This window comes from Streptomyces atroolivaceus, assembly GCF_000717025.1.
GTDB lineage: Bacteria > Actinomycetota > Actinomycetes > Streptomycetales > Streptomycetaceae > Streptomyces > Streptomyces atroolivaceus.
Window position 1 is genome coordinate 173615 of sequence record NZ_JNXG01000018.1, and the last position, 13649, is coordinate 187263.

The following is a 13649-nucleotide window of genomic DNA, read 5'->3' on the forward strand; positions in this document are numbered from 1 at the left end:
GCCCCCGCCGTTCGGGAGGCTGGCCCGAAGCGGGACGCGAGATCCCCGACCTCCAGGAGCCGGCATGCAGCAGGACAAGCACCCGTCGTACCGTCCCGTGGTCTTCCGTGACCGCTCGGCCGGGTACGCCTTCCTCACCCGGTCGACGGCGTCGAGCGAACAGACCATCGACTGGGACGACGGCAACAGTTACCCGGTCGTCGATGTGGAGATCTCCGCCGAGAGCCACCCGTTCTTCACCGGCAGGGCAAGGGTGGTCGACACGGAGGGCCAGGTCGCGAAGTTCGAGCGGCGTTACGGGGACGAAGGCGGCAAGGACGCCCCCTGAACCCCGGATTCCCGGTGCTCCTGCGCACCGGGCAGAATCGGCGGCAGTGTGCCCGTGGCAGCAGTGCTCCGCCGGTCACCCCTGCCCGTGTTCCCCAGGAGACCCGCTCCCCATGCCCGACAGCCCCGCCCTGCTGGTCATCGGCGAATGTGTCGCCGACATCGTCCGGCTGCCGGAAGCGCCGGACCGGATCCATCCGGGCGGCAGCCCGGCGAACGTCGCGTACGGGCTGGCCAGACTGGGCCTGGGAACCACCTTGATCACCCAGCTCGGACCGGACTCCAACGGGCGGCTGATCGGGGAGCACCTCGCCTCGGCAGGGGTCCGCGTCCTGACCGACGGCAGCGGTGCGCCCACGCCGGCTGCCACGGTCGACCTCGACGAGGCGGGCCGGGCGGCGTACACCTTCGAGATCACCTGGACGCTGGGCGCGGTGCAACTCCCGGGGGAACCGCCCCGGCACGTCCACACGGGATCCGTCGCCACCGCCCTGGAGCCCGGTGCGGCGAGCGTCCTGGACCTCGTCCGGTCCTTCCGGCCGGCGGCGACCGTCAGCTACGACCCCAACGTGCGGCCCGGCCTGATGGGCGACCACGCCCGTGCAGTGCACCGGGCCGAGCGCTGCGTCGCGCTCAGCGACGTCGTCAAGGCCAGCGACGAGGACCTGCGATGGCTGTATCCCGACGAGGCCCCGGAGAAGGCCGCCGTCCGATGGCTGCACTCCGGACCCGCGGTCGTCCTGGTCACCCGGGGTGCCGGAGGGGCAGTGGCGTTCCTGCCCGGCGGTGCGACGGTGAGCATCGGGGCGCCCCCTGTAAGGGTCGCGGACACGGTGGGGGCAGGGGATGCCTTCATGTCCGGCACGCTGCACGCCCTGGCCTCGTACGGACTGCTCGGAGCGCAGGGCCGTGCGCGGCTGCGCTCCATGGACCCCGCCGTTCTGCGTGACGTGCTGCGACGCGCCGTGGCGTCGGCCGCCGTGACCGTCGCGCGGGCGGGCGGCCCTGCCTCCCGACGAGGCGGAGCTCGAACGGGCGCTGACCAGTGCGCCCGCCCCGGAGCGGTGAGCTCCTCCAGGGTGTCCTCGCCCGTACCCCGGTCGTTGATTTCGTTATGACCGTGACCCTTACCGACACCCTCCCACCGTCCACCACCGAACAGCTGACCGGCGTACTCCTCGGTCCGGACTTCCGTCGCGAGCACGGATTCTGGCAGCGGCTGATCAGCACAGAACCGTTCCGCCGCCCCGCCGGCGGAACACCCGAGGAACGACTGGCTCTCGCCTACGACCGGTTGCGGATCCTCAACCGGTCCCTCGACAGCGGAGCGCGCCTCGCAGCCGACCCGCGCGCGCTGGCCGCCCTGCACGCCTGGCTCGGCCCGGTGGACCCCGCGCTCACCACCGTCGCGGGCATTCACTACAACCTCTTCCTCGGCAGCATCCTCGACCACGGCTGTGCCGGTCGCCGCGACCTGTCGGACTACCTGACGATGCGGCGCATCGGCACCTTTCTCTGCACCGAGGTGGCGCACGGCAACAACGCGGCGGCCATGGAGACCACCGCGACCTACGACCGTGAACGCGACGGCTTCGTCCTGCACACTCCGAACGCAGGCGCGCAGAAGTTCATGCCCAACACCAGTCCGGCGGGCGGAGCCAAGTCCGGACTGGTCGCCGCACGCCTGGTGGCGGACGGTTCCGACCACGGGGTGTGCCTCTTCCTGGTGCCGCTCACCGACGACGTGCGGGCGCTGCCGGGTGTCCGGGTGCGACGGCTTCCCGCACGTATGGGCAGCCCGGTCGACCACTGCCTGACATCGTTCGACCGGCTCTTCGTGGGACGGGACGCCCTGCTGGGGTCCGGAGAAGAGGGCGACGGTCCGGGGGAGTTCAGGACAGGGCCCGGAGACAGGCGCCGGCGCTTCCTGACCTCGATCGGGCGGGTCACCCCCGGCCGGATCTCCATGAGCGCCTGCGCGGCGGGCTCGGCCCGCGCGACCCTGGCGGTCGCCGTGCGCTACGGCGGCCACCGGCTGATCTCCGGGAGCCGCGGCAAGCCGCCGGTCCCCGTCAACGCCCACCGGTCCCACCACGGACCGCTCGCCTCGGCCATGGCCACGGTGTTCGCCATGAGCCTGCTGTACCGCAGGGCGCAGGAGCGCTGGGAAGCATGCACGGACGAGGACGGCCGGACGGACGCGGGCAGACTCGTCGACGTCGCCAAGGCATGGATCACCTGGCGGGCCCGGGACGTCATCGTCGAGAGCCGTGAACGCTGCGGCGCGCAGGCGCTGCTGGAGAACAACGGCATGACGGAACTCGTCACGGGCGTGGAGGGAGCCATCACGGCGGAGGGCGACAACATCGCCCTCTACGCCAAGGCGGCGGCCGACATGCTCTTCGCCGCGGACCCCGGCCGTGAGGACGTCCCGGACCGGACCCCGCACCCCGGCGACCTGACCGATCCGTGTTTCCTGGGCCGGCTCCTCGCCTCCGTCCAGGACATCTGGTTCGCCAGGGCCAGGGCCCGGGCGCTGCGGGCGCCCGACGCCGACGCCCTCGGGCGGTGGAACGCGGCCTCGGGCCCCGCCCTGCGCGGGGTCGAGGCCTATGCGTACAGGCAGGCCGCCGAGGCGTACGCCGAAGCCCGGGCGGCCTTGCCCGAGGGAGAGGCGAAGGAGCGGCTCGGCGAGCTGGAGCGGTTGTTCGCCGTCGAGTGGGTGGCCCGCAACAGCGGTGATCTGCTGGCTGCGGGGCTCCTGAGCGGCGATCAGGTCGACACCCTCCCGGAGACCGCCGAGGATCTGGTCGCGGCCGTCGCCGCGCACGCCCCGCAACTGGCCGAGTCCTTCGCCCTGCCCGAGGAACTGCTCGCCGACTGGCCGATCGCCGGACCCGGTTACGCGGATGCCTACGACGATCCCCGCGGGCCCTGGAACACCGGAACGGCGGACGCCCGATGAGCGCAGGACGCAGGGGGCGGCCTGCGTGCGGCCGACTGGGCGAGCGCCTGGAGATCCTGGGCCTGCGCGTTGTCCTGCTGGCCTACTGGGGCACGACCTCCGCGCTCGCCCGCCGGAGCGGCAAGCCGCACAGGGACGGAGGCGAATCGGTTCACCCCAAGCGCTGACCCGCCCGACGGCCTGCCGGTACGGAGGGGGCGACCCCCTCGCCGTACCGGCCGACGGCACCCGCGGGCGCCGACACGCCGCGTGATAGCTTGCAGGCGCCAGTCACACTCCACGTGGAGTCAGGGAATCCGGTGCGAATCCGGAGCTGACGCGCAGCGGTGAGGGGGACGGGCGGGGCCACGGCCACTGGAACACCCTCGGGTGCTCCGGGAAGGCGCTCCGTCCGGACGAACCCGAGTCCGAAGACCTGCTGGCACCCGCTTCCATACCGGGGGCGGAACACCGTAACGGGCTTCGCGCATGAGCCCAGAGACGCCGAGGGACTCCGTGCCGCCCATAGCCAGCACCGTACGCCGAACAGCCCTGCTCATCGCGGGACTCGTCCTCCTGACCGCCTGCGGCGGAGGCGGGAGTGCCTCCGGTGGCGAGGCACGGGAAAGCGCCGCCGACGGCTTCCCCGTGACGCTGGAGAACTGCGGTCGTACGGTGACCGTCGACGCGGCACCGCGTCACGCCGTCTCCCTCAACCAGGGGTCGACGGAGATCCTGCTCTCCCTGGGCCTCGCCGACCGGCTCGCCGGTACGGCGACCTGGACGGACCCGGTGATGAAGGGGCTGGAGAAGGAGGAAGCCGGCGTGCCCCGGATCGCCGAGAACCAGCCCTCCTCCGAGAAGGTCCTCGCCGAGGAACCCGACTTCGTCAGCGCCTCGTTCGAGTCCACCCTCGGCAAGGGCGGTGTGGCGTCCCGCGACCAGTTCCAGGAGCTGGGCGTACCGACGTACCTCGCACCGTCCGACTGCACGGGCAAGGACAACACGGGCAGCAGCGACGGCTCCCGCACCGTGCCTCTGACCATGGACCCCGTCTACACCGAAGTGCGCGACCTGGCCAGGGTGTTCGGGGTCCCCGAGCGGGGCGAGAAGCTTGTCACGGCTCTCCGCGGACGCGTCGACAAGGCGACCGCGGACATCGACGCGTCCGACGCCACCCTGCTCTACTGGTTCGCCAACGCGGAGGCCCCCTACCTCGCGGGCTGCTGCGGAGCCCCCGGCATCATCACGGAGGAACTCGGCGCGAAGAACGTCTTCGACGACACGCACGAGGAATGGCCGCAGATCAACTGGGAGACGGTCGCCGACCGGAACCCCGACGTGCTGGTCATCGGCGATCTGACCCGTAGGTCCCAGACGGCCGAAAGCGCCGAGAAGAAGATCGAGTTCCTGGAGTCCAACCCCGCCACGAAGAACCTCGACGCTGTCCGTCACAAGCGGTACGTCCTGCTCAGCGGCCAGGCCATGAATCCGACCATCCGGACCGTGGAGGGCCTCGAGCGCGTCGCGGCGGGGCTGCGTTCGTTCGGACTCGCGGGGTGACGAAGACCGGACAGGTCCCGGGCGTGCGCGTGGTGCGGCCGCCCGCGGACCGGACGGCCGCCGGAGCGCGGCTCCTGCGCGACGGTCTCCTGTGGAGCGCCGGAGTCGCCCTGCTGCTCCTGTCCGTCGCGGTCGCCGTCACGATCGGGCCCGCCCGCATCTCCGTCCCGGACGTCTGGTCCGCGGTGGCCTCGCACCTCGGCCTCGGCGACGGACGGCTGACCCCGATCCGGGACGGCATCATCTGGAACCTGCGCATGCCCCGCACCCTGCTCGCTGCCGTCTGCGGGGCAGGGCTCGCGGTGTGCGGCACCGTGATGCAGTCGCTGTTGCGCAACCCGCTCGCCGACCCGTTCGTGCTCGGCGTCTCCTCGGGGGCGTCCACCGGTGCGGTCGTGGTCGTGGTCCTGGGCGTCGGCGGGGGAGCGGTGTCGGTCTCGGGCGGTGCCTTCGTCGGGGCCCTGTGCTCCTTCGCCCTCGTCCTGATGCTCAGTCACACACTCGGCGGATCCACCGACCGGGTCGTCCTCTCCGGGGTCGCGGCCATGCAGCTCTTCTCCGCGCTCACCTCCTTCGTCGTGATGACCGCCGCCGACGCCGAGCAGACCCGGGGCGTCCTCTTCTGGCTGCTCGGGTCGCTGAGCGGGGTCGGCTGGGGCGATGTCTGGATGTGCTCCGCCGTCCTGGCCGTGACTCTGCTGATCTGTCTCGGTCACGCACGTACGCTCGACGCCTTCGCCTTCGGCCAGGACGCCGCTGCGGCCCTCGGGGTACACGTGGCCCGCACCCGGATCGTGCTGCTCTGCACGACCGCACTGCTGACCGCGGCCCTCGTCAGCTCGGCGGGTGCCATCGGTTTCGTCGGACTCGTCCTGCCGCACGCCGCCCGGGCACTGACGGGATCGGGGCACCGGAGACTCCTGCCGGTGACCGCGCTCGCCGGAGCCGTGTTCCTGGTCTGGGCGGACACCCTCGCCAGAACCGTCCTCGACCCGCAGGAGGTGCCGGTCGGTGTGGTCACGTCCCTCATCGGGGTGCCCGCCTTCGTCCTGGTCCTCTATCGCACGAGGAGGAACGCGTGACCCGGGTGGGCGCCCCCGGCGACGGTTTGCGGGCCGCACGGGTCAGCAGGGAGGCCGGCGGACGGATCGTCCTCGACGACGTGAGCATCGCGCCACCGCCCGGGACCACCGTCGGACTCCTGGGACCGAACGGCTCCGGCAAGACCACGCTCCTGCGGGTGATGGCCGGCGTACTCGGCCCTGGAGCGGGTGTCGTCACCCTCGACGGCCGCACGCTCGCGGAGACCGGCCGGCGAGGGGTGGCCCGCCGCGTGGCCGTCGTCGACCAGCACGCGGTCACCCAGGTCGACCTGAGCGTGCTGGACGTCGTACGCCTCGGCCGCATCCCGCACCGGCGCGCCTGGTCGGCGCCCGGCTCCGAGGACGAAGCAGCCGTACGGGAGGCTCTGGCCCGCACCGGGCTCGCCGACCGCGCCGGGCAGTCCTGGCACACCCTTTCCGGCGGTGAGCGCCAGCGCGTCCAGATCGCACGTGCTCTGGCTCAGCAGCCGCGCGAACTCCTGCTGGACGAACCCACGAACCACCTGGACATCCAGCACCAGCTGGAACTCCTGTCCCTGGTCGCCGCGCTGCCCGTCACCGCCGTGGTCGCGCTGCACGACCTCAACCTGGCCGCGATGTTCTGCGACCGGGTCACGGTCATGAAGGAGGGCCGTGTGGTGGCCGGCGGAACGCCCTCGGAGGTGATCACCGAGGAACTCATCGCCGATGTCTACCGTGTACGCGCGGTGGTGACGCCTGAAGGGCCTGAGGGACGTCCCTCGGTGCGGTTCCTGCCGGGAGCAGCCGCCCACGGGCGGCCGTAGTACGACGAGTGGGCGGGCCCGTGAACTGCCCGGGTCCGCCCCTCGCTGCTGTCGTGCGGCCTTTCGCCGCTGTGTGAGGGGTCAGCGACGACGTCCCTGGCCGAACTCGCCGCCCATGTCCTTGCCGCTGCCCGTGTCCTTGCCGTCCGCGTAGTCGATCTTCTCCTTGCGGAGCTCGGCGGAGACTTCCTTCTGTTCGGTGACCCTGCTGGTTTCGAGGTGGACCCGCTCCACGGGGACCGCCTCCTTGCGGACGGTTGCTCGTTCGGCGTGCAGGGTGACCTCGACGTCCTGCTCGCCGAGCTCGCTCCGCCCCGTCATGCCCGCTCCCTTCTCGCCCGGCTGCACGGGTTCGCGCACCACGCGCACCTCCTCGTGCGACACCGGCACCGTCCGGGTGACGTTCTCGGTCACGACGTACTTGTGCAGGCGTGCCTTTCCGCTCTCGTACTCCTCCGTGCCGACCTGGAGCTGCTCCTCGGACCGGATCATCTCCTCCCGGCCGCCGGTGCCCGCGGCGGACCGCTCGGCTCCGGCCCCGGCGAGCGGGCGCGACGTGGAGGAGGTGTCCATGTCGCGGTGCCTGCCCGCACCGGCTCCGGTCCCGGTGGTCTTCGCCTGGCCGGCCGAGGCCGTGCGGGCGGTGCCTGCCGCACCGGCCGCACCCATGGCTCCCGTTCCGGTGCCGGACGTCGTGCGCGCGTTGCCGCCCGATCCGGCGGGACCGGTGCCCTTCCTGGTCATCCCGTAGTGCCGGTAGAGCTCCTCCTCCTCCGACACGGACAGGTGTGCGTCCGCGTCCACCCGGGGGGCGTCCTTGACGCGGTCCTTCGGGTGTGAGACGTGCAGGTCGGAGCCCACACGGCGGGCTCCGGCAAGCGGTACGAAGCTCTCCTTCATGCCGAACATGCCGGTCTTGACCGTGATCCAGTCAGGCTTGCCGGTGTCGTCGTCGACGTACACCCGCCCCACTGTGCCGACCTTCTCTCCGTCGCTGTCGTAGACGGTCAGACCGTCGAGTTCTCCGGAATCCGTGAAACCCTCAGCGGCTCCCATGGCCGATTCCTCCTCGCCCGGGCGCGTCCTGCGGATGGGTCCAGCAGGGGAGGCGCGTCCGGATTCCATCGCGCCTCACCCGCTTGGACGCTGCAACCTCCCGGTCCGGGAGGCGAGCGGCCCAGGCGACCGGGGAGGGGCGGTGGCCCCGTTCCGGGCGGATATCGGCCCGCCACACGCATTACGCCATTCGGGTGAGCACTCTCCCGGGTGCGCCTGGAGTACGGGCCCCGCCCCGCCCGTATGATCGACGCGCCGCTGCCGACCGCCGGCAGGCCTGTCACGGGGGTGTGCACCATCGGATCCGTAGGCATCAGCCTGCCCCGGCAGCGCGGCGAGCTGCTGGCCCGGCAGGAAAGCGGCCTAGCGCTGCACCATCTGGTCTGGCGGCTGGGACCCGGCTGGCGGGTGTGCAGCAGTGCCGTGCTCGGCGGCGGGATCGGCCCGCGTTCCTGGATCCTGAACGCCCAGGTGCCCGGCGGCTATCCCCGGCTGGACCCCGACTGGCACCTCGCGGAGATCGCGGCGGCCGAGGCGCTGGACGGCCCGGGAGCCGGGCTGATGACCGCCGCCGATGTCACCACGTACACCGTCGCGGACGACGGAGGCGTGATCGCGACCGTCACCAGCGGCCTCGGCGTACGGGGATGGGCCGCAGCCCCGGAAGAGGGCGCCGACGGCGCGCTGCCACCGGGCACCGTCAACATCGTCGTCACCCTCCCCGTGGCCCTCTCCGACGCCGCCCTGGTCAACGCGGTGGCCACCGCCACCGAGGCGAAGGTCCAGGCGCTCGTGGAGGCCGGGCTCGACTGTTCCGGGACGCCGACGGACGCGGTGTGCGTCGCCGCACCCGATCCGGGACGGCGGCCCGGGGAACCCTTCGCAGGACCACGTTCGCGCTGGGGCGCGCGACTCGCCAGAGCCGTGCACCGCGCCGTTCTGGAGAGCGCGCTGCGGCAGTCTTGAGAGCCACGGGTCTCGAGACCGTCCGCACCGACGAAGGGAACGCCCCATGACCACCGCACCCCCCGCCCCCGGCACGCCGACGGTAGCGGTCCTCGGTACCGGCATCATGGGATCCGGGATGGCCCGCAGCCTCCTCAGGGACCGGCTTCCCGTCCGGGTCTGGAACCGCACGAGGTCCAGGGCCGAGCCGCTGTCCGCCCACGGCGCCACCGTGACGGACACGGCCGAGGAAGCGGTGCGCGGAGCCGACGTCGTCCTCACCGCGCTGAACGACGGCCGGTCGGTGGCGGAGACCCTCACCGCCGCGGCGCCCGGTCTGCGCCCGGGGCAGGTCTGGCTGCAGAGTTCCACCGTCGGTCTCGACGCCACGACCGACCTCGTCCACCGGGCCGCCGGACTGGGACTGGTCTACCTCGACGCCCCGGTCTCCGGAACGAAGCAGCCGGCGGAGCAGGGCACACTCACCGTCTTCGTCTCCGGCCCGTCCGGTGCCCGTGCGACGGCGCTGCCGGTCCTGGAGGCGATCGGGCAGCGCACGGTATGGGTCGGTGAGGAACCGGGGGCCGCGACCCGGCTCAAGCTCGTCACCAACACCTGGGTGATCAACATGGTCAACAGCGTGGCGGAATGCCTCAACCTCGCCGAGGGCCTCGGGCTCGACCCGCAGCTCTTCCTGGACGCGATGAAGGGCGGCCCGCTGGACACGCCGTACCTCCACGGCAAGTCCGCGGCGGTGCTCTCCGGCGATCTCACCCCGAGTTTCACGCTCTCCACCGCGCTCAAGGACTCCCGCCTCATCCTCGACGCGGCCGAGGCGTCCGGAGTGAAGCTCGACCTCGTCGCCGCCTCCGCCGAGCGGTTCACCCGCGCGGAGACGGCCGGACACGGCGGCCAGGACATGATCGCCACGTACTACGCGGGCCGTCCCGAATAGCAGGTCAGACGACGGTCACCGGATGCCGCACCACCGCGTCGAACAGATAGCCCTGCGTGTTGTGGGCGGTCGTCGTCGGCTGGGTACGGCCCGAGCGGTCCGTCGCCCGCGCGAGCAGGACGCCCGGGCCCGTCTCCTCGGGAACCCAGTCGGCGGTCCAGCGGACCCAGCTCCCGGCCCTGGGCTCGTCCCGCAGCCGCGCGGGGCGCCACCGGGCGCCGCCGTCCGTGCTGACCTCGACCGAGCGCACCGGGGCGCCGCCCGACCAGGACCGGCCGGTGAGCAGATGCCTGCGGCGGGCGGCGAACGAGGCGCCGGGCGCCAGCTCGAACGCGCTCTTGAGCGTCTGACGGGTCAGCGGCGCGCTGCCCTCGGGCGGGTACCCGGGGCCGAAGAGCCGGTACAGGCCCGTGTTCCACGGGCTCAGCAGAGGCTCCGCGCTCACCTCGATGTCACCCACCCACTTGATGTTCGCGATGCCCACCCAGGACGGCACGACCAGCCGGACGGGAGCGCCGTGGTCGGGGGGCAGCGGCTCGCCGTTCATCTCGTACGCGAGAAGCACGTCGTCCAGGGCCTTCGCCACCGGAAGGGGTCTGCGCACCCGTCCGAGATTCGTTCCGTCGCTGATGACCTCCGCGTCCAGACCGCGCGGCAGGACATCGACCGCGTTCCGGCCGATTCCGGCCCGGCGCAGCACCTCTGCGAGCCGTACCCCGCGCCAGCGAGCCGTCCCGATAGCGCCGAGGGTCCAGGCGGTACCGCTGACCTGCTGGCCCTGCTGCGAGGCGAAGAAGCTCCGGCCGTTGCCCGCGCACTCGATGAACGCGGTACGGCTGACGGACGGCAGGGCGCGCAGTGCCTCGTACGAGAAGTCCACGGGTCCGCCGGTGAGTCCGCTGCCCCAGACCGTCAGCTTCCAGTCCGCCGTGTCGATGACCGGGGTCGAGGTGTGGTTGCGGACGAAGAAGCGGTCGGCGGGGGTGAGCAGCCCGGTGTCCCTCAGTGCCGCGAAATTCGTCTCGGCGTTGGTGCCGCGCACCGTGAACAGTTCCGGCGGCAAGGGCTTCACCACCCCGGCGAGCGACTGCGCCGCGTGGGCGGGGGACGCGGCGGCCGGGATCAGCGGGGCCGCGACCGAGGCCGCGGCGATCAGTCTCAGCAGATCACGACGGTCGATCCCTGCCATTCTCGCACGGCCGCGGGTCCACTGGCGAAGCCGCCTCCGGTCGTACGCGGCTTCGGACGGGAGTACGGAATTCATGGGCGCTCCAGAGGGAGAGGTCTGCGTTTCGGGTGGGTCCGGGTCAGCGTGCAGGGGGCAGCAACTCCCTCACAAGAGCGCCCACCTGGCCGGTCTCGATGAGGAACCCGTCGTGTCCGTACGGGGATTCGATGATGCGGAGGCGGTCGGCGCCGGGCAGCAGCGCCGCCGGCTCGGCCTGCTGCGCGGGCGGGTACAGCCGGTCCGAATCGATGCCGGCGATCAGAGCCGGCATGTCCGCCCGGCGCAGGGCCCGCGCGACACCACCGCGGCCCCGGCCCACGTCGTGCGCGTTCATCGCCTCGGTGAGCACCACATAACTGCCCGCGTCGAAACGACGCACCAGCTTGGCAGCGTGATGGTCGAGATACGACTCCACCTGGTAGCGCCCGCCCTGCGAGGGCAGCTCACCGGGCTGCGCCCGACGGCCGAACCGCGCCCCCAGCTCGGCCTCGCTGCGATACGTGACATGGGCGATCCGCCGGGCCAGACCGAGCCCCTGGTGCGGGCCCGAACCGGGCGGTGCGTCGTGGTAGCAGCCCCCTCGCCAGCCCGGGTCGCTCCGGATCGCCGCGATCTGCGTGCTTCCCCATGCGATCTGTCCGGCCGAGGACGCGGCGGGAGCGGCGAGCACCAGCAGCGCCCCCGTACGGCCGGGAAGGCCAACCGCCCATTCGAGCGCCCGCATCCCGCCCATCGAACCGCCGATCACCGCCGCCCAACGGCTGATCCCCAGGGCATCCGCGAGCAGTGCCTCCGCCGCCACCTGGTCACGCACCGTCAGGAACGGGAACGCCGAGCCCCAGGGGGTGCCGTCGGGCCGCCGGGAGGACGGGCCGGTACTGCCCTGGCAGCCGCCCAGAACGTTCGGCGCGACGACGAACCAGCGGTCGGTGTCCAGTGCCCGGCCCGGTCCGATCAGCGCGTCCCACCAGCCGGCCGACGGATGCCCGGGGCCGACGGGCCCCGCCGCGTGGCTGTCACCGGTCAGCGCGTGCAGGACCAGCACCGCGTTGGCGCCGTCCGGCGCGAGCCGGCCCCACGTCTCGTACGCCAGACGCACATCCGGCAGCGTGGCACCGGATTCGAGCCCCAGCGGACCGTCGAGCGCCACCCACGAACGGCGGCCGGGCGGATCCCCCTCCCGCCAGCCTCCGGCTGCCGGCGGAAGAGGGAGCGCGCGGGGCGGGGCGGCCCCGTTCAGGACGCCGCCTTCGCGGCGCGGAACCCTGCCTCCAGATCCGCCTTGAGGTCGTCCACGTTCTCCAGGCCGACGGAGAGCCGCACCAGCCCCGTGGTGGCGCCCGTGGCGGCGAGCTGTTCCTCGGTCAGCTGGCTGTGTGTCGTGGACGCCGGGTGGATGATCAGGCTCCGCACGTCACCGATGTTGGCGAGGTGGCTGAACAGTTCGACCGCGTCCACGAACCGTTTGCCGGCCTCCACCCCGTCCCTGAGCTCGAAGGCGAGCACGGCACCCGCGCCGCGCGGAAGGTAGCGCTGTCCGGCCTCGTACCAAGGACTCGACTCGAGCCCGGCGTAGTGCACCGCCGACACCTCGTCCCGGCCCTCCAGCCAGCGGGCGAGCGCGAGGGCGTTGGAGGTGTGCCGCTCCAGGCGCAGGCTCAGTGTTTCCACGCCCTGGAGGAGCAGGAAGGCGGAGTGCGGGGCGAGCGCGGGTCCGAGGTCGCGCAGCAGCTGGACCCGCAGTTTCACGGCGAAGGCGCCGTGCCCGAGGTCCGGCCAGTACCGCAGGCCGTGGTAGCTGGGGTCGGGGGTGTGGAAGTCCGGGAAGCGTTCGGTGTGTGCCCCGAAGTCGAAGGTGCCGCCGTCCACGACGACACCGCCGATCGTGGTGCCGTGCCCCCCGAGGAACTTCGTCGCGGAGTGGATCACGATGTCCGCGCCGTGCTCCAGCGGCCGCAGCAGGTAGGGCGTGGGCACGGTGTTGTCGACGATCAGCGGAACCCCCGAGGCGTGCGCCACGTCCGCCACGCCCCGGATGTCGAGCACGTCACCGCGTGGATTGCCCAGGGTCTCCGCGAACAGGGCCTTGGTTCCGGGCCGGATCGCCGCCCGCCACGCCTCGGTGTCATCGGGGTTCTCCACGAACGACACCTCGATGCCGAACCGGGGGAGTGTGTGCCGGAACAGGTTGTACGTACCGCCGTAGAGCGAGGCGGAGGCGACGATGTGGTCCCCGGCGCCCGCCAGCGTCAGCAACGCGAGCGTCTCGGCCGCCTGGCCGGAGGCGACCGCGACCGCTGCGACTCCTCCCTCGAGCGCGGCGATCCGCTGTTCCAGGACCTCCTGGGTGGGGTTGTGGATCCGGGTGTAGATGTTGCCGGGCTCCGCCAGTGAGAAGAGGTCGGCCGCGTGCTTGGTGTCCTTGAACACGAAGGACGTCGACTGGTAGATCGGCACCGCCCGGGCCCCGGTCGCGGGGTCGGGGACCGCGCCGGAGTGGATCTGCTTCGTCTCGAAGGACCAGGCGGTCACGGCGTCCTGCCGGTCGTGGTCCTCGGGGGTGTGTCCTGCGGTGACGGAGTCGACGGGCTGGCTCATGTCATACCTCGCACGGTCGTTCGGGGGATGACCGCGCGAGCACGGTGGCGGCGCGGCGGCGTACTGGTTACGGACCGTAGAGGCCGTCCGCGCCGGGACGGAAGCGGGTGGCGCACGTGGCCACGAAGCTGCAATGCCGCCGCAA

The 13649-nt window shown here is 72.2% G+C and carries 12 protein-coding genes, 1 pseudogene and 1 riboswitch; of the genes and pseudogenes, 9 read left to right on the top strand and 4 right to left on the bottom strand.

Annotated features, from left to right (window positions below; translation table 11 throughout):
- Nucleotides 1-64 precede the first annotated feature (64 nt).
- The 7 genes and pseudogenes from OO67_RS29585 (at nucleotide 65) to OO67_RS29610 (ending at nucleotide 6722) form a co-directional block, all read left to right on the top strand.
- The gene (locus tag OO67_RS29585) at nucleotides 65-328 is read left to right on the top strand and encodes a type B 50S ribosomal protein L31 (RefSeq protein ID WP_033304820.1); all 264 of its coding nucleotides are present in this window, start codon (nucleotides 65-67) and stop codon (nucleotides 326-328) included.
- A gap of 112 nt (nucleotides 329-440) precedes the next feature.
- Nucleotides 441-1395, top strand: a pseudogene (locus OO67_RS29590) (carbohydrate kinase family protein).
- 46 nt (nucleotides 1396-1441) lie between these two features.
- Nucleotides 1442-3292, top strand: coding sequence for an acyl-CoA dehydrogenase family protein (locus tag OO67_RS29595; protein WP_033305014.1), 1851 nt, complete (start codon nucleotides 1442-1444; stop codon nucleotides 3290-3292).
- Nucleotides 3289-3459, top strand: a complete 171-nt coding sequence (locus OO67_RS40695; protein WP_167748682.1) for a hypothetical protein — start codon at nucleotides 3289-3291, stop codon at nucleotides 3457-3459. The genes OO67_RS29595 and OO67_RS40695 overlap by 4 nt, the downstream gene beginning before the upstream one ends.
- Before the next feature lie 83 nt (nucleotides 3460-3542).
- A riboswitch (cobalamin riboswitch) is annotated at nucleotides 3543-3729 on the top strand.
- A 31-nt stretch (nucleotides 3730-3760) separates the two neighbouring features.
- Nucleotides 3761-4834, top strand: a complete 1074-nt coding sequence (locus tag OO67_RS29600; protein ID WP_382056295.1) for an ABC transporter substrate-binding protein — start codon at nucleotides 3761-3763, stop codon at nucleotides 4832-4834.
- 29 nt (nucleotides 4835-4863) lie between these two features.
- The gene (locus OO67_RS29605) at nucleotides 4864-5916 is read left to right on the top strand and encodes a FecCD family ABC transporter permease (RefSeq protein WP_051710032.1); all 1053 of its coding nucleotides are present in this window, start codon (nucleotides 4864-4866) and stop codon (nucleotides 5914-5916) included.
- Nucleotides 5913-6722, top strand: coding sequence for an ABC transporter ATP-binding protein (locus OO67_RS29610; protein ID WP_033304823.1), 810 nt, complete (start codon nucleotides 5913-5915; stop codon nucleotides 6720-6722). Before OO67_RS29605 ends, OO67_RS29610 begins: the two co-directional genes overlap by 4 nt.
- 81 nt (nucleotides 6723-6803) lie before the next feature.
- Here OO67_RS29610 and OO67_RS29615 read toward each other — a convergent pair whose 3' ends face one another.
- Entirely contained in the window at nucleotides 6804-7778 is a 975-nt protein-coding gene (locus OO67_RS29615; protein WP_033304824.1) for a PRC and DUF2382 domain-containing protein, read from the bottom strand.
- Between the two features lie 243 nt (nucleotides 7779-8021).
- Here OO67_RS29615 and OO67_RS29620 point away from each other — a divergent pair, with 243 nt between their 5' ends.
- Both OO67_RS29620 and OO67_RS29625 read left to right on the top strand, forming a co-directional pair.
- A complete protein-coding gene (locus OO67_RS29620) occupies nucleotides 8022-8744 on the top strand; it encodes an adenosylcobinamide amidohydrolase (RefSeq protein ID WP_033304825.1) in 723 nt (240 codons plus the stop codon).
- Between the two features lie 46 nt (nucleotides 8745-8790).
- Nucleotides 8791-9678 (top strand): NAD(P)-dependent oxidoreductase, encoded by an 888-nt coding sequence (locus OO67_RS29625; protein ID WP_033304826.1) that lies wholly within the window; start codon nucleotides 8791-8793, stop codon nucleotides 9676-9678.
- Nucleotides 9679-9682: 4 nt separating this feature from the next.
- On the opposite strand, the gene OO67_RS29630 is transcribed toward OO67_RS29625, so the two are convergent.
- From OO67_RS29630 to OO67_RS29640, 3 genes are read right to left on the bottom strand one after another with little or no spacing between them, the layout of a single operon-like run.
- Nucleotides 9683-10942 carry a sulfite oxidase gene (locus OO67_RS29630; RefSeq protein ID WP_033304827.1) on the bottom strand — a complete coding sequence of 420 codons (1260 nt, stop codon included), beginning with the start codon at nucleotides 10940-10942 and terminating at the stop codon, nucleotides 9683-9685.
- Between the two features lie 43 nt (nucleotides 10943-10985).
- The gene (gene metX, locus OO67_RS29635) at nucleotides 10986-12146 is read right to left on the bottom strand and encodes a homoserine O-acetyltransferase MetX (protein WP_033304828.1); all 1161 of its coding nucleotides are present in this window, start codon (nucleotides 12144-12146) and stop codon (nucleotides 10986-10988) included.
- The gene (locus tag OO67_RS29640) at nucleotides 12143-13504 is read right to left on the bottom strand and encodes a bifunctional o-acetylhomoserine/o-acetylserine sulfhydrylase (protein WP_078598353.1); all 1362 of its coding nucleotides are present in this window, start codon (nucleotides 13502-13504) and stop codon (nucleotides 12143-12145) included. Before OO67_RS29640 ends, metX begins: the two co-directional genes overlap by 4 nt.
- Between the last annotated feature and the right edge of the window lie 145 nt (nucleotides 13505-13649).